Annotated in this window: 17 protein-coding genes; 11 read left to right on the top strand and 6 right to left on the bottom strand. The window is 64.9% G+C overall.

Annotation, left to right across the window (positions count from 1 at the left end; genetic code table 11):
• The first annotated feature begins 26 nt into the window (after window positions 1-26).
• Window positions 27-1,037: an aldose epimerase family protein gene (locus NTH_RS15250; protein WP_338530810.1), complete on the top strand. Its 1,011-nt coding sequence runs from the start codon at window positions 27-29 to the stop codon at window positions 1,035-1,037.
• A gap of 53 nt (window positions 1,038-1,090) precedes the next feature.
• Here the strand turns inward: NTH_RS15250 and purU are convergent, their stop codons facing one another.
• The 5 genes from purU to NTH_RS15275 are packed head-to-tail and all read right to left on the bottom strand — an operon-like array spanning window position 1,091 to window position 5,428.
• Window positions 1,091-1,951 (bottom strand): formyltetrahydrofolate deformylase, encoded by an 861-nt coding sequence (gene purU, locus NTH_RS15255; RefSeq protein WP_338530811.1) that lies wholly within the window; start codon window positions 1,949-1,951, stop codon window positions 1,091-1,093.
• 59 nt (window positions 1,952-2,010) lie between these two features.
• The gene (locus NTH_RS15260; RefSeq protein ID WP_338530812.1) at window positions 2,011-2,814 is read right to left on the bottom strand and encodes a 3-methyl-2-oxobutanoate hydroxymethyltransferase; all 804 of its coding nucleotides are present in this window, start codon (window positions 2,812-2,814) and stop codon (window positions 2,011-2,013) included.
• A gap of 3 nt (window positions 2,815-2,817) precedes the next feature.
• The gene (locus NTH_RS15265) at window positions 2,818-4,002 is read right to left on the bottom strand and encodes an NAD(P)/FAD-dependent oxidoreductase (protein WP_338530813.1); all 1,185 of its coding nucleotides are present in this window, start codon (window positions 4,000-4,002) and stop codon (window positions 2,818-2,820) included.
• A 2-nt stretch (window positions 4,003-4,004) separates the two neighbouring features.
• Window positions 4,005-4,319: a MocE family 2Fe-2S type ferredoxin gene (locus NTH_RS15270; protein ID WP_338530814.1), complete on the bottom strand. Its 315-nt coding sequence runs from the start codon at window positions 4,317-4,319 to the stop codon at window positions 4,005-4,007.
• A gap of 20 nt (window positions 4,320-4,339) precedes the next feature.
• Window positions 4,340-5,428: a fatty acid desaturase family protein gene (locus tag NTH_RS15275; RefSeq protein WP_338530815.1), complete on the bottom strand. Its 1,089-nt coding sequence runs from the start codon at window positions 5,426-5,428 to the stop codon at window positions 4,340-4,342.
• Between the two features lie 151 nt (window positions 5,429-5,579).
• On the opposite strand from NTH_RS15275, the gene NTH_RS15280 reads away from it, so the two are divergent.
• The 9 genes from NTH_RS15280 to NTH_RS23150 all read left to right on the top strand — a co-directional run bounded on the left by NTH_RS15280 (window position 5,580) and on the right by NTH_RS23150 (window position 13,343).
• Window positions 5,580-6,614: a LacI family DNA-binding transcriptional regulator gene (locus NTH_RS15280; RefSeq protein WP_338530816.1), complete on the top strand. Its 1,035-nt coding sequence runs from the start codon at window positions 5,580-5,582 to the stop codon at window positions 6,612-6,614.
• Window positions 6,615-6,754: 140 nt separating this feature from the next.
• The gene (locus NTH_RS15285; RefSeq protein WP_338530817.1) at window positions 6,755-7,591 is read left to right on the top strand and encodes a TIM barrel protein; all 837 of its coding nucleotides are present in this window, start codon (window positions 6,755-6,757) and stop codon (window positions 7,589-7,591) included.
• A 239-nt stretch (window positions 7,592-7,830) separates the two neighbouring features.
• Window positions 7,831-8,775: a sugar ABC transporter substrate-binding protein gene (locus NTH_RS15290; RefSeq protein WP_338530818.1), complete on the top strand. Its 945-nt coding sequence runs from the start codon at window positions 7,831-7,833 to the stop codon at window positions 8,773-8,775.
• 270 nt (window positions 8,776-9,045) lie between these two features.
• Window positions 9,046-10,074: an ABC transporter permease gene (locus NTH_RS15295; protein WP_338530819.1), complete on the top strand. Its 1,029-nt coding sequence runs from the start codon at window positions 9,046-9,048 to the stop codon at window positions 10,072-10,074.
• 30 nt (window positions 10,075-10,104) lie between these two features.
• Window positions 10,105-10,887 carry an ATP-binding cassette domain-containing protein gene (locus NTH_RS15300; protein ID WP_338530820.1) on the top strand — a complete coding sequence of 261 codons (783 nt, stop codon included), beginning with the start codon at window positions 10,105-10,107 and terminating at the stop codon, window positions 10,885-10,887.
• A 91-nt stretch (window positions 10,888-10,978) separates the two neighbouring features.
• Window positions 10,979-11,758 (top strand): SDR family oxidoreductase, encoded by a 780-nt coding sequence (locus tag NTH_RS15305; protein WP_338530821.1) that lies wholly within the window; start codon window positions 10,979-10,981, stop codon window positions 11,756-11,758.
• Window positions 11,759-11,810: 52 nt separating this feature from the next.
• Window positions 11,811-12,815, top strand: a complete 1,005-nt coding sequence (iolG, locus tag NTH_RS15310) for an inositol 2-dehydrogenase (protein ID WP_338530822.1) — start codon at window positions 11,811-11,813, stop codon at window positions 12,813-12,815.
• Window positions 12,816-12,892: 77 nt separating this feature from the next.
• Entirely contained in the window at window positions 12,893-13,093 is a 201-nt protein-coding gene (locus NTH_RS15315; RefSeq protein ID WP_338530823.1) for a hypothetical protein, read from the top strand.
• A gap of 127 nt (window positions 13,094-13,220) precedes the next feature.
• Window positions 13,221-13,343: a hypothetical protein gene (locus NTH_RS23150; RefSeq protein ID WP_422392441.1), complete on the top strand. Its 123-nt coding sequence runs from the start codon at window positions 13,221-13,223 to the stop codon at window positions 13,341-13,343.
• Between the two features lie 6 nt (window positions 13,344-13,349).
• Here NTH_RS23150 and NTH_RS15320 read toward each other — a convergent pair whose 3' ends face one another.
• A complete protein-coding gene (locus tag NTH_RS15320) occupies window positions 13,350-14,468 on the bottom strand; it encodes a Gfo/Idh/MocA family protein (protein WP_338530824.1) in 1,119 nt (372 codons plus the stop codon).
• A gap of 103 nt (window positions 14,469-14,571) precedes the next feature.
• Between NTH_RS15320 and NTH_RS15325 the strand changes: the two genes are divergently transcribed.
• A complete protein-coding gene (locus NTH_RS15325) occupies window positions 14,572-15,387 on the top strand; it encodes a MurR/RpiR family transcriptional regulator (protein WP_338530825.1) in 816 nt (271 codons plus the stop codon).
• The last annotated feature ends 34 nt before the right edge of the window (window positions 15,388-15,421 follow it).

The raw sequence follows: 15,421 nt of genomic DNA on the forward strand, positions 1-15,421 counted from the left end.
GCGACAATTGGCAAACGGGGGAGAATATGGCGGGCAAGGTGAGGAAGACTGCCGAATGGCAGGGCGGGGACGTCGTCGAAGCCGTGCTCGAGAGCGAAGCCGGCGTCCGCCTGAACGTCATGAATTACGGCGGCGTAATCCGCGATTGGCAGGTTCCGGTAGGCGGGCAGATGCGGTCGGTCGTGCTGGGCTTCGACCGTTTCGAGGACTATCCGGCCCACAGCCCTTATTTCGGCGCGCTGGCGGGGCGGGTGGCGAACCGCATCGGCGGCAGCCGGTTCACGCTCGACGGCAAGGAATACGAGCTGACGCCGAATGAGGGCCCCAACCATCTCCATGGCGGCCCCGGCGGCATCTCGCGCAAGCTCTGGAAACTGGAGCCGCTGGAGGCAAACGCCCTGCGGTTGTCCCTGTCCAGCCCCGACGGCGACATGGGGTATCCGGGCAGCCTGGACATGGAGGTGATCTACCGCCTCGACGGCTATCGCCTGCATATCGATTTCGCCGCCGTGGCAAGCGCGCCGACGCCGGTCAATCTCGTGCAGCACAATTACTTCAACCTGATGGGCGGCGGCGAGGTGTTCGACCATCGTCTCGAGGTCGCCGCAAGCGCCTATACGGTCACCGACGACGCGCTCATCCCGACCGGGGAGATCAAGCCGGTTGCCGGCACCCGGTTCGATTTCAGGCATGGCCATCCCATGCGCGATGAAAGCGGCGCGCCGATCATTCTCGACCAGAATCTGGTGCTCGACACCCGGCGCGACCCCGCCGACCCGGTGGCCTCCCTCGTCGCGCCGGACGGCTCCTTGCGCCTCGAGCTGTTCACCGATCAGCCGGGTCTGCAAGTCTATAATGGCGGCCAGATGGACATAAAGGCGGAAGGGCTCGGAGGCCGCCGGTACCCGCGCTTCGGAGGCATGTGCCTGGAGGACCAGCACTTCCCCGACGCGGTCAACAACCCCCACTTCCCGAACACGATCGTGGCGCCGGAAGCGCCCTACCGGCACCGTTGCGCCATCGAGATCCGCCCTTGATTTGAGCTTGATGAGTTCAGGACGGGGCAAACGGCCTATCACCCCTTGTCGCGTCACCCCTTGGCGAACACCACGGTCTTGTGCCCGTTGAGCATGACGCGGCTTTCAAGATGCAGCTTGACCGCGCGGGCCAGCACCCGGCTTTCGATGTCGCGCCCGGCGGCCACGAAATCCTCCGCGCTCATGGCATGGCTCACGCGCTCGGTTTCCTGCTCGATGATCGGCCCCTCGTCGAGGTCGGGCGTCACGTAATGCGCGGTGGCGCCGATCAGCTTGACGCCGCGCTCATGGGCCTGGTGATAGGGCTTGGCGCCCTTGAAGCTGGGCAGGAACGAGTGGTGGATGTTGATCGCCTTGCCGAACAGACGGTTCGACAATTCGTTGGAAAGCACCTGCATGTAGCGGGCAAGGACGACGAGATCCGCGCCCGTCTCCTTGACCAGCGCGAGCAGCTTCTGCTCCTGCTCCGCCTTGTTGTCCCTGGTCACCTTCCAGTGGTGGTAGGGTATGTTCCCGGCCTCGGCCGTGCGGCGCGAATCCTCGTGATTGGAGACGATGGCGACGACCTCCGCATCCAGCCATCCGACGCGGATCTGGTAGAGAAGATGCAGCAGCGCGTGGTCGAATTTCGAGACCATGATGACGATCTTCCGCCGCCGCCCGCGGTCGGCCAGCGCCGTCTTCATGTCGAAGCGCGCGATCGCCGGTTCCAGCGCGCGCGTTATCTCCTCGCGGCTCACGCCTTCCGCCACCGTGAACGAAATGCGCATGAAGAAGCGGTTGGTCCGCTGATCCCAGAACTGGTTGGATTCGGCGATATTGGCGCCAAGCCCGGCAAGCTCGGTCGTCACCGCGGCAACGATGCCCGGCCTGTCCTCGCAGGAAAGGGTGATGTCGAATGTCTTGTGCGTCATGGATAAGGTCCGGTTGTCGTGCGGGGCGCGGGCGCCGGCTGGTGGTGGGGCCGATGTCTCTATACGCCATCGAGCCAGGATTGGAACGCGCTCAGCACCTCGTCCCTGGCGGCAACCTTGTGGCCCGGTTGCGGATAGGCGCCGGACTGGACGTCGGAGGCGAACTCCCGATAGGCGGCGACGCGCTCTTCCTGAAGCCGCGCAAACTCGGCGGCGAAATTGCGGTAGACCCTGGCGTGACGGGGAACGTGGCCCGTATTGGCTCCCAACACATCGTCGGAAAACAGATATTGCGCATCGCAGCCGGCGCCGGCGCCCATGGAGATCATGAAAAGCGAGCTTCTGCGTGAAATCTCGGCGGCGATCGCCTCCGGCACGACTTCGATTTCGGCGGCGAAAGCGCCGGCCTCTTCCAGCGCCTTCACCTGGTTCCAGACGAGCTTGGCCGTCTCCAAAGTCTTGCCCACCGCCGCAAAACCGCCGGTCCAGGTGGCCTTGGATGGGATCAGGCCGACATGGCCGCAAACGGGAATGCCCTCGGCGGCAAGCCGTGCGATGGTCTGCGTGCCGGCCGAGCAATAGACCGCGTCCGCGCCCGCCTTGTAGAGCGCGAAAGCCCAGCGGATGAAGTCGTCCGTCGTGCCGATCTCGTAGAAGTTCTCGCCGGGCACGGCGAAGATCGACGGCGCGGCGTCGCGGAAGGCGGGGTCGAGCATCATGTCCGTCGGCACCGACGCCATGTCGATCCCGGCGCGCTCGGCCGCCTCCGCCTCTTCCAGCGTCGTGACCCGCAGCATGGATAGCTGCCTTTTGCCGCGCAGGTCCCGCAGATCCTGCACCGTCTTTCGCTGTGCGCGCGTCATCCTCTATCCCTTCAGCAATTGTTTCAGTCTAGTGCCCGGATCGCAAAGCACCTCGGGCGCGACGACGATGCCGCGCTCGATCAGCTTTTCGGCAATCGAGATGTCGCGGGCGACCGCGTTTCCGGTGCCCACGCCGCTGGCCGACAGCACCCGGCCCTGACCGTCGAGCTGGAACAGGACGAAGGCGCCGTCGCCCACCTCCCGCCGCAGGAACGGGCGGTCGGCCAGCGCAAGACCGGCCACCTGCAGGCCGAGATCGTACTGATCCGACCAGAACCAGGGCACGCGCACGAAACTGTCGCCGCAGCCCAGCATGGCGCGGGCGGCGTGGGCGCCCTGATCCTGCGCGCAACGCCAGCTTTCCAGCCGCACGGGGGCTCCGCGATAGGGAAAACTGCAGCAGTCGCCGGCGGCGAAAATGCTGGAATCGGCCGTTCGCAGGCATCCATCGACGACGATCCCGTTGTCGACGGCGAGCCCGGCATCGGCCGCAAGGCCCGTGATCGGCTCGGCGCCTATGCCGGCCACCACGATGTCCGCTTCGATCCGCGACCCGTCCGCCAACACCACGGCATGTTCCTCCAATGCCTCGACCTTGGCCCCGAGCCGCAGGCGGACGCCTTCCTGCCGGTGGCGGTCCTCGAACATGGCCGCGATCTCCGCCGGAACGGCCCGCGCCATCAACCGGTCCGCGGCTTCAAGGACGGTCACTTCCGCGCCCAGCCCGCGCGCCGTGGCCGCCAGCTCCAGCCCGATAAAGCCGCCGCCGATGATGACGAGCTTCGTGCCGGCACCGATGGCCGACAGGATGGCGTCCGCATCGCCGACGCTGCGCAGGGTGCGCGCCTTTTCCATGCCGGCAAAGCGGCGCGCCCGCGCGCCCGTCGCGATCAGCAGCCTGTCGTAGTCGAGCGTCCGGCCGTCCGCGAGAACGAGGCGCCTGTTCTCCCGGTCGATGCGCTGGCCCCGTGTGCCGCGCAAAAGATCGATGGACAGGTCCCGGTAGCGCGTCTCCTCCGCGATGAGCTTGACGGCCGGCGGCGCATTCTTGGAAAGCGGCGGCCGCTCGTAGGGAAGATGCGGCTCCTCGCCGACCAGCGTGACGGTGCCCTCGTAGCCTTCCTCGCGCAGGGTGAATGCGGCGCGCACGCCGCACTCGCCCGCGCCGACGATGACCATGCCGCCCATCGTCAGGACAGGTCGATCAGGACGCGGCCGGCCTCGACCTTGACCGGATACGTCCTGAGATTGACGCAGACCGGCGCGCCCTTGGCCTCGCCGGTGCGATAGTCGAACCGGCCATTGTGCTTGGGGCATTCGATGATGTGATCCATCACCAGCCCGTCCGCCAGGTGCACATGTTCATGGGTGCACAGGCCGTCTGTGGCGTAGAATTCGTCGTCGGGACTGCGATAGATCGCGAAGGTGCGGCCGTCGTGATCGAAGCGGATGAGGTCTTCCTCTTCGACATCGTCGACGGCACAGGCTTCCACCCACTGGCTCATGCGTACCTCCCTAGTGTCTGCTATTGCGCCGGCGCCAGGTCCGGCTCGACTTCGTGAAACTCGGCCCGGTAGGGCTTGGCCGTCGCCGGCAGCGCGCGCACCACGTAGTGGTCCTCGTAGCGAAGCTGGCGCAGGAACGCCGGCACCATCTCGCGGTAGCCGTCGAGGATCGAACGGTTGGGCGCGGGCAGGTCGTGCTTGATCAGCTCGTGCAGTTGCGGCAGCGCGTGATAGGGGACCATGGGGAACATGTGGTGCTCCACATGATAGTTCATGTTCCAGTAGATGAAGCGGCTGATCGGGTTCATGTAGACCGTCCGGCTGTTCAGCCGGTGGTCCGTCACGTCGTCTGCCAAGCCGCCATGCTGCAGGAGGCCGGTCATGACATGGTGCCAGGCGCCGTAGAGACGCGGGCCGCCGATCAGCAGGAACGGCAGGATCGAGCCCGTTGCAATCGCCGCAAGACCGGTGGCGGCGTAGATCGCCACCCAGATGCGTGCAATGCGTATGGCCCTGGGCTGCTCCTGCTCGGGAATGAAGGTCGCCTCCTCGGGGCTCAGTCGCCCGGAGGCATTGCGCGCGAGATCGACCGCCGCATGCCAGACATCGATGATGCCGAAGAAATTGAGTGCCAGCCGCGCAAGGTCGGGCGGGCGCATGACGGCGATCTCGGGATCGCGGCCGACGATGATCGTGTCCGTGTGGTGGCGCGCGTGGCTCCACCGCCAGGTGACCGGATTGCGCATCATCATGAAGGAGGCGATCTGGTAGACGGCGTCGTTCATCCAGCGCGTCTTGAAGGCGGTGCCGTGCCCGCATTCGTGCCAGCGCGAATCGGCGGCCGAGCCATAGAGAACGCCGTAGGCGAGGAAGAACGGGACCGACCAGGCCGAAGGGAACAGGTAGACGGCGATGCCGGCCAGGACGATCATCGACCCGAGCCATAGGACCGTGTCGCGGATCGCCGGCCCGTCGCTGCGCTTCATCAGCGCCTTCATCTCCTTGCGCGGCACGTCCGTATGGTACCATTCGGCCGAGGCGAGGCCGGTCTCCACCGCGCGCTTCGCGTTGGGGCCGACAAGACTGTAGTCGCGTTCTGCCGCTGCCATGGTTCAGTGTTCCTCCCTGACTATCCGCCAGTTGATGCGCAGAGACTACGGAACGTGCGGCGATGCCTCAAGCAGAATGAAAGTTTTTCTTTCATTTCCTATCATGATATGCGTAAAAGCATGATGTGAATTCCTCAGCGGGGAGAACGACATGGCCCGCCGCCCCACCATTGCCGATCTTGCCCGCAAGGCAGGCGTGAGCGTGGCCACCGTCGACCGCGTCCTGAACGGCCGCCATCGGGTGCGCGAGGAGACGGCCCGCCGCGTCTATGAGGCGGCGAGCGAGATCGGCTACCACGCCGCCGCCCTCATTCACCAGCGCATCACCGCCGATCTGCCGAGAATGGATTTCGGCTTCGTCCTGCAAAAGGAGACGCAGCCCTTCTATCAGGCAATGGCCCGTGCGCTGGAAGAGGCGGTCGCCGCGCGCCGCGACATCCAGGGCAGGGCCCATATCGCTTTCGTGCGCAACCAGACGCCGGCGGAAGTCTGCGAGGCGATGCGGGCGCTGGCCGGTCGCTGCGACGCCATCGCGGCCACCAGCCTCGACCATCATCTGGTGACGCAGACCGTCGAGGCGCTTCGGGCGGAAGGAACGCCGGTCTTTTCGCTTCTGTCGGATTTCGCCCAGGGCGTGCGCGAGAGCTATGTCGGGCTGAACAACATGAAAGTCGGGCGCACCGCGGCGTGGTTCATCGCCCGCACCGCGCCGAGACCGGGCAAGGTGGCGATCTTCGTGGGCAGCCACCGCTGGCATGGCCACGAGTTGCGCGAGACCGGCTTCCGCAGCTTCTTTCGCGAATACGCGCCGCAGTTCGAGATACTCGAAACGCTCGTCAACCTGGAGACCCGCCAGGTCACCTACGAGGCGACGCTGAGCCTGCTTTCGCGTCATCCCGACCTTGCCGGATTCTACGTGGCCGGCGGCGGCATGGAAGGCGCCATAACCGCATTGCGGGAAACGGCCGCGCAAGCCCCGCGTCCGTCGGTGGTGGTCAACGAGCTCACCGCCGATTCCACCCTGGCGCTGCAGGAGGGGCTTTTGATCGCGGCCCTTTCGACGCGGCCCTCGGCCATGGCCCGGGCCTTGATCAGCCTGATGATCGGAGCGGCCAAATCCGGTCCCGCGGATCCGCCGGGCCAGCTTTTCCTGCCGATGGCGATCCATGTGGCCGAGAGCCTTTGACGCAACGCCCGCAAGGGCGTCCGGTATGCGATGAGAATCTATCATGAATGACAGGTTTCATCGCACATCCGCGTTGACCGTCCTGCTGCCTCTCTTCATGCTTCCGGTCATCGACTATCGAAAGGGTCAGGGAGGCCTGCATGTCAGCATTTACGTCCCGGTTCGCGCTCAACCACATGTGCGCGCCGAGCAGGTCGGCAACGGAATTTTTCGATCTCGCATCTTCTGTCGGCGTCCGGGGCGTGGAAATCCGCAACGACCTCGCCGGCAATGCGATCGTGGATGGCGCCCCCGCCGCGCAGATCAAGCGGGCCGCCGGGGAACGCGGCCTGCGCATCCTGTCGATCAACGCCCTGCAGCGCTTCAACGCGTGGACGCCCGAACGCGAGCGCGAGGCGCGTGAGCTTGCCGCCTATGCCCGCGATTGCGGTGCGCAGGCGCTGGTCCTCGTCCCCGGCAACGACGGAACGGGCCGTGCGAACGGCGAGCGCCAGGCCAATCTGCGCATCGCGCTCAAGGCGCTGCGCCCCATATTGGAGGACGCCGGCATTCGCGGGCTGGTCGAGCCGCTGGGTTTCGAGGTCTGCTCGCTGCGGCTGAAATCGGAGGCGCTGGAGGCCATCCGCGCGCTCCAGGCCGAAAGCGTTTTCAGCCTCGTTCACGACACTTTCCATCACTTCCTGGCCGGAGAGGAGGCGCTGTTTCCGCTCGACACCGGCCTCGTTCATATTTCGGGCGTGGGAGATCCTTCGGTCGCGGTGCCGGACATGCGCGACGGCCACCGCATCCTGGTCGACGAGCACGACCGGCTGGGCAACGCGGCGCAGATCCGCGCCCTCCTGGCGGGCGGATATGACGGGTTCTTCTCGTTCGAGCCGTTTTCCGAACTGGTCCACCGGGAGGCAGAGCTGGAAACCGCGCTTGCCGCCAGCATCAGCCTTATCGAGCGGGATGCGCTTGCGCCGGCGCGGGTTTGACGCTTCCGGGGCACGGCCGTTCCGGAAAATAGAATAGCGCTTGACGGCGGCGTAGAAAATGGAATAAAAATTACATATTGAGCGATTTATGGTGGCTGTGTTCCATTTTCGTTGAGAGTCGCACGACGCGAAAGCAGGTGCGGGATGGGCAAGCCACTGTAAACGCTCTGGAAAATCCCCTGGGAGGGAATCCGGTCTGGTTCGGGTGATGCCGGGCACCCAATGTGGAGGAGAAATCAATGAAGAAACTTTTGCTTGGTGCAGCCCTTTCGGCGCTGATGACGAGCTCGGCCATGGCCGAGAAGATCGGCGTCTCGATGGCTTTGTTCGACGACAACTTCCTGACGGTTCTGCGCAACGGCATGCAGGATTACGCTGGAGAGCTGGATGGCGTCGACCTGCAGATCGAGGATGCGCAGAACGACGTCGGAAAGCAGCTCAACCAGATCCAGAACTTCATCGCTTCGGGTGTGGACGCGGTGATCGTCAACCCGGTCGACACCGACGCCACCGTGGCCATGACCAAGGCCGCCGCGGATGCGGGCGTGCCGCTGGTCTATGTCAATCGCGAGCCCGTCAATGTCGACGACCTGCCCGACAACCAGGCTTTCGTCGCATCCGATGAGCGCGAGTCCGGCACCCTGGAGACGCAGGAAATCTGCCGTCTTCTCAAGGAGCAGGGCAAGGGCGACGGCGCCAAGATCGTCGTCATGATGGGCGAGCTTTCCAACCAGGCCGCCCGCATGCGCACCCAGGACGTGCACGACGTGATCGCCACGGAAGAGTGCTCTTTCATGGAGATCGTCGAGGAGCAGACGGCCAACTGGAACCGCACGGAGGCGGCCGACCTGATGACCAACTGGCTTTCCGCCGGGCTGGAGTTCGACGCGGTCGTCTCCAACAATGACGAGATGGCTCTCGGAGCGATCCAGGCCATGAAGGCCGCCGGCATTTCCATGGACGAAATGCTTGTCGGCGGCGTCGATGCGACCCAGGACGCGCTGGCCGCGATGGCGGCGGGCGACCTCGACGTCACTGTCTTCCAGGACGCGGCAGGCCAGGGCAAAGGCGCGGTCGATGCGGCTTTGAAGCTGGCGAGTGGCGAGGAAGTGGACCAGAAGGTGTACATTCCTTTCCAACTGGTCACGCCCGAAAACATGGATCAGTTCGCCACCAAGAACTGATCGGGCCGGGGCGCCGCTTGCGGGACAAAAATAGGTCCCGGCAACGACCGGCGCGTGGAAGAACGGGTATTCGCAGCGCCGCCGATGTCCGACAGGACGCACGGCGCTGCGAACTGCAAGGCATCCGCCGGACGCGCATTGTCTCCGGCCGGAGCCTCGCAATCTCTCCAACGGTCTCCGCGTCTTACGGCGCGGGACGGCAGCCGGCACGCAAGTGCTTGACCTGCTCGATGCAGGAACGTGGCCGGCGCTTCAGGATGGACAAAAGCGATGGCAAACCAGGCACAGGCGATAACGCCCGGAAAACCGGATGAAACCCACAAGCGGCCGCGTTCCCATGAACTCAACGCGCTGCTCGGTCTGGTGGGCATCGCCCTGATCTTCGAGATTCTCGGCTGGATGCTGCAGGGGCAGAGCTTTCTTTTCAACCCGCAGCGCCTCTCGATCATGATCCTGCAAGTGGCCGTCATCGGCATCATCGCCATCGGCGTCACCCAGGTCATCATCACCGGCGGCATCGATCTGTCATCGGGCTCGGTGGCGGGCGCGACCGCCATGGTCGCCATGAGCTTTGCCCAGGTGAGCACCTACCCCCGCGCCGTCTATCCCGAATGGACCGATCTGCCGGTCATCATCCCCCTGCTCATAGGCCTGAGCTGCGGCCTTATCGCCGGCCTGATCAACGGCTTGCTGATCGCGTTCACCAGAATACCGCCGTTTATCGCCACACTCGGCATGATGGTGACGGCGCGCGGCGTGGCCAAGTGGTATACGAAGGGCCAGCCCGTCTCCTTCCCGACCGACAGCTTTGCCTCGCTCGGCCAGGGCATGACGCCCGTCATCATATTCCTGGCGGTCGCGGCGCTGTTCCACATCGCACTGAAATACACAGTCTATGGCAAGCATACCTATGCGATCGGCTCCAACGAGCAGGCCGCGCGCATGTCCGGCATCAATGTCGAGCGCCATCTCGTGCTCGTCTACGCCATCGCCGGTCTTCTGGCCGCGCTGGCCGGCATCGTCGTCGCCGCGCGCGGGCTGACCGCCCAGGCCGGCATGGGCATCATGTACGAGCTCGACGCCATCGCCATGGCGGTCATCGGCGGCGTGTCGCTTTCCGGCGGGCGCGGCTCCATCGTCGGCACGCTCATCGGCGCCGTCATTTTCGGCGTCATCATCTCCGGATTCACCTTCCTGAGGCTGGATGCCTACTACCAGGAGATGATCAAGGGCGCGATCATCGTCGCCGCCGTGGTCGCAGACGTCTACCGGCAGCGCATGCGCGCAGCCTCGCGCTGAGCCAGGCTCCGGCGCAAAGGGAGGAAACAGATGAACACGGACCGCAAGATCATCCTCAAGACCGAGGGTCTCACCAAGCATTATGGCGGCGTGCATGCGCTGGAGGACGCGGATTTCGAGCTCTACGAAGGCGAGCACGTGGCCATCGTGGGCGACAACGGGGCGGGAAAGTCGACCTTCGTCCGCCAGATCACCGGCGTCGAGCAGCCGACCAGAGGGCGCATCCTGTTCGAGGGCAAGGAGGTGGAGTTCCACAATCCGGTCGCCGCGCGCGAGGTCGGCATCGAGGCGGTGTTCCAGAACCTGGCGCTGGCCGACGACCTCGACGTGCCGTCCAACATCTTTCTCGGCCGCGAGGAGGTCTATTTCAACCTCGGCCCCTTCAGCTTCCTCAACCAGCGCAAGATGTACCAGCGCTCGCGCGAGGCGCTGGAGAAGACCGGCGTGAAGATCCCCAACCTGCACAATTCGATCGCCAACATGTCGGGCGGCCAGCGCCAGTGCGTGGCCATCAGCCGCGCCGCCAGCTTCGCCTCCAAGCTCATCCTCATGGACGAGCCCACGGCCGCGCTCGGCGTGCAGGAGACGACGCAGGTGGAGAACATCATCCGCAATCTGAAGGAGCGCGGCATCCCGCTGATCCTGGTCAGCCACAATCTGCGCCAGGTGTTCAATCTGGTCGACAAGATCTGGGTCTTCCGCCGGGGCCGCATCGCCGGAATGCTGGAGGCCGATAAGACCGACGGAAACGAGGTCGTCTCCCTCATCACCGGCGTGCAGTCGGGCGTGCACGAAAACGCAAGCTACATCTGATCCTCCCACGGCGGCGCCTCCGGGCGTCGCCGGCCTTCATTCCTTCCCGGCCTCGGCCGCTGACATCGGCAGGCGCAACAGAGAGCGCATCATGCGAAACGCACACACACGCGCAGTCATCGTCGGGGGCACCCAGGGACTGGGTTTTGCCATTGCGCGGCAGTTGGTGGAGGAAGGCTGCCGGGCCATCGTCCTTAGCGGGCGCGACCGGGCAAAAGGCGCCGAGGCGGCCGCTGCTTTGGCCGTACTTGGCTGCGATGCCCATTTCGTTGCCGCCGATCTTGGCAATCTCGACGACTGCCATGGCGTGATCGAACAGTCCGGCGCGCTCATCGGTCCGCTCAACGCGCTGGTCAACGCCGCCGCGGCATGCGACCGCGGATCCTTGCTCGATACCACGCCGGAGGTCTGGGCCAGGCTGATGGACGTCAATGCGCGCGGACCCTTCTTCACCATGCAGGCTTTCGTCTGGCAGGCGCGCCATCACGGGATCGAGGCGTCGATCGTCAACATCGTGTCCATGGTGATCCATTGCGGCCAGTCCTATCTTGCGCCTTATTCCGCCTCCAAGGCGGCTCTTGCGAACATCACCAGGAATACGGCGCAGGCGCATCGCCGCGACCGCATCCGCTGCAACGCCATCGCCTGCGGGTGGATGGACACGCCGGGCGAGGACGCGACCCAGAAACGCCATCATGACGCGCCGGACAACTGGCTGGAACTGGCCGAGGCCGAACAGCCCTTCGGCCAGCTGGTCAAACCGGATCAGGTCGCGCCGCTTGCCACGTTCCTCCTGTCGCCGCAGTCCGGCGTCATGACCGGCGCGATCATCGACTGCGACCAGAACGTTGCGGGAGCCTATCCCGAATAGCGGCCCGCAGAGCCTGTTTTCGACCCCTCAAAGACGTTATAAAGAGAACCCCATGACCGTAAAATTTGCTCTTCTCGGCGCCGGCCGCATCGGCAAGGTCCACGCCAAGGCGATTGCCGGGAATGCCGACGCCAAGCTCGTTGCCGTGGCCGATGCCTTTGCCGAGGCCGCGCAAGGCATCGCCGGAACCTATGGCTGCGCCGTCCGCTCCATCGACGAGATCGAGGCGGCGGCCGATGTCGACGCCGTGGTGATCTGCACCCCGACCAACACCCATGCTGACCTCATCGAGCGCTTCGCCCGCGCCGGCAAGGCGGTGTTCTGCGAAAAGCCCATCGACCTTGACCTCGCCCGCGTGAAGCGCTGCCTTTCTGTCGTGGAGGAAACGGGCGCGGTGCTGATGGTCGGCTTCAATCGCCGCTTCGATCCGCATTTTTCGGCCGTGCGCGCGGCCATCGACGAAGGCAGGATCGGCCCGGTCGAGATGGTGCAGATCACCTCGCGCGATCCGGCCCCGCCGCCGGCGGATTATATCAAATCCTCGGGCGGCATCCTGCGCGACATGACGATCCACGATTTCGACATGGCGCGCTTTCTCCTGGGCGAGGAGCCGGAGACGGTGTTCGCGACCGCATCCGTGCTGGTCGATCCGGAAATCGGCAAGCTCGGCGATCATGACAGCGTCTCCCTCATCCTGACCACGGCATCCGGCAAGCAGTGCGCCATCTCCAACTCGCGCCGCGCCACCTATGGCTATGATCAGCGCATCGAGGTGCTGGGCTCCAAAGGTGCGATCGCGGCGGAAAACCAGCGCCCTGTTTCCATCGAGATCGCCAACGAGACGGGCTTCACCCGCCCGCCGCTGCACGATTTCTTCATGACCCGCTACACCGAAGCCTATGCGGCCGAGATAGCCGCGTTCATCGCGGCGATCTCAAGCGGTGCCGCGATCTCGCCGTCGGGGCGCGACGGGCTGATCGCGCTGGCGCTTGCCGATGCCGCGCTGCGCTCGGTGAGGGAAGGGCGCGCGGTGAAGGTTTCGGAGGTGATGGGATAGAGCATCTCCCGGTGCTTCGGTTGGAGCAAGAGCGCCTGCGCTCTTGCTCCTTGCCCGCTCCATGCTATCTTCCACATATGATGAAGCTTGAACAGATTGAACGGTCCGTCGCTTCCCTTTCGGATGAGGAACTGAAATCCTTCGCCGAGTGGTTCGATGAACTGCGTTGGGAACGCTGGGACCATCAGATGGAGGGCGGCGTGAAGGCAGGTCGGCTTGACAGGCTGGTCGCGGATGCCCGTGCGGAGATCGCGGCCGGTAAGACAAAACCGCTGTGAACAACCGGGCGACGGCTAGCTTCTGGCAAGCCTATGGCGCCCTGCCGCAAGACGTTCGTAAACAAGCGGCAAAGCCTTCGTGCTATTGAGAACAAACCCGCGCCACCGCTCCCTCAGATTGAAGAAGGTGGGAGAGCTGTGGTCTGCGCGCGTCAGCCGTAATCACCGCGCCTTGGCGATCGAAGATGACGACGGGCTGGTCTGGATTTGGATCGGTAGCCATGCGGACTACGACAAGCTGATTGGCTGAGTATAGTCAGACAACCAGCCGCCGCCCCTGCCGTGCCGAGGTGGCGATGGCGTGGATGATTTTCTCGAACTCCAGCGCGTCGGCGAAGTCGGGCCCGGACTTTTCGCCGCCGCCGATCCACCGCAGGAAAGCGCCTGCTTCCAGGACCTTGAGGTCGTTGATGCCGAGCTGGTGGCCGGGCGCGGGGCAGAAATGGCCGTAGGGCGGGTGCGCCGGACCGGTGAGGATGGTCTTGAAGCCTTGCTCGCCGGCGGGGCCTTCGTTCCGGTATATCTGCAGTTCGTTCATGCGCTCCTGGTCGAAGACGATCATGCCCGTGGTGCCGTGCACCTCGAAGCCGAGCCTGTTCTTGCGGCCCCATGCCGAGCGCGACGTCGACAGCGAGCCATGGGCGCCGCCGCGAAACCGCACCAGCGCGGTGGCGGTGTCCTCGTTCTCGACCTTGCCGTGCCCGGCGCCGCCTTCCAGCGGGCGGGTCTCGTGGATCGTCTGCATGTCGGCGACGAGGCTTTCCACCGGCCCCATCAGCCCATGGGCCATGGAGACCAGATGGCAGCCGAGATCGCCGAGCGCCCCAAGCCCGGCCTCGTCCAACCGGGCCCGCCAGGTCCACGGCAGGTCGGGGTCGGCCTGGTAGTCCTCGTCGACCCAGCCGCGAAAATGGACGGGCCTGCCGATCGCGCCGTCCCGCACCAGGCGCTGGGCGTGGAGGAAGGCCGGGTTCTTGATGTAATTGTAGCCGACCATGGTCTTCACGCCCGCCCGCCTTGCGGCCTCGGCCATCTCCTCGGCCTCGGCCAGGGTCAGCCCCATGGGCTTTTCGCAATGAACGTGCTTTCCCGCCCCGATCGCCGCCAGCGCCATCTCGCGGTGCATCCGGTTCGGCGTGGTGATCGACACGAGATCGACCTTCGCATCCTCCACCAGGCTGCGCCAATCGTCCGTGCACCGTGCGAAGCCGAACTGCCCGGCCATCTGCCGGGCGCGCTCCGCCGGGGTGTCGCACAGGAGTTCCAGCCGGGCCTCGGGAACGTCGCCGAGCACGGCCTTGGCCGCGCGATAGGCCAGCGCATGCGCCTTGCCCATGAAGCCGGTGCCGATCAGGCCCACGCCGATATCTGCCATGACAACCTTCCTCATATCCTTGGGGTGGCGACGCTTGGAATTTTTATTCCAAACGCGTAAGATCGTGATGGACCATTTGTCAAGCTGAATGAAAGACCCTCCGATGGACGCCTCCCCTGCACCGGCGACGGTGGAAGAACTGATGGACCGGATGCTCGACATCTCCGGCGACCTGCCGAAACGGCTGCGCCAATGCGCCGACTTCGTCGCCGCCAATCCCGACCGCATCGCCGTTTCCACCGTGGCGGAAATGGCCGAGGGCGCGGGCGTCAAGCCTTCGGCCTTCATGCGCTTCTGCCAGGTTCTGGGCTTTTCGGGCTATTCCCAGATGCAGCGCCTTTTCCGGGAGAACTATTCGCAGAACTGGCCGGATTATTCGACCCGCCTGGAAAAGCTGCGCGAAAGCGGGGCGGGCAGCCCGTCCGCGCTGCTGGCCGAGTTCATCGAGGCCGGACGTCACTCGCTGGAAAACCTGGTCAAGACGATCGATCCGCGCACGCTCGATGCGGCCATCAAGATGCTCGCCGAGGCGCAGATGGTGCATATCGTCGGCATGCGCCGTGCCTTCTCCGTCGCCGCCTATCTCGCCTATGCCTTCGAGAAGATGGACGTGCCGACGATGCTCCACGACAGCGTCGGCAAGCTCGACAGCCGGCATGCCATCCGCAGGGGCGACGCCGTCATTGCCATCACCTTTGCGCCCTATACGCACGAGACGGTCGAACTGGCCGATGTCGCGCGCCGGGCCGGCGCAGGGGTCGTCGCCATCACCGATTCGCTTGCGAGCCCCCTGCGGCCGGTGACGCCGCTGCTTCTGACAATCTCCGAAGCCGACTTCGGCGACTTCCGCTCCCTCTCGGCGACGCTGTCGCTGGCGATGGCGCTGGTGGTCTCCGTGGGGACTATCAGGCGCGCCTAAAATGGAATTTGATGATTGATTTTTTCCTAGAAAT

The sequence above is a fragment of the Nitratireductor thuwali genome, assembly GCF_036621415.1.
Lineage (GTDB): Bacteria > Pseudomonadota > Alphaproteobacteria > Rhizobiales > Rhizobiaceae > Chelativorans > Chelativorans thuwali.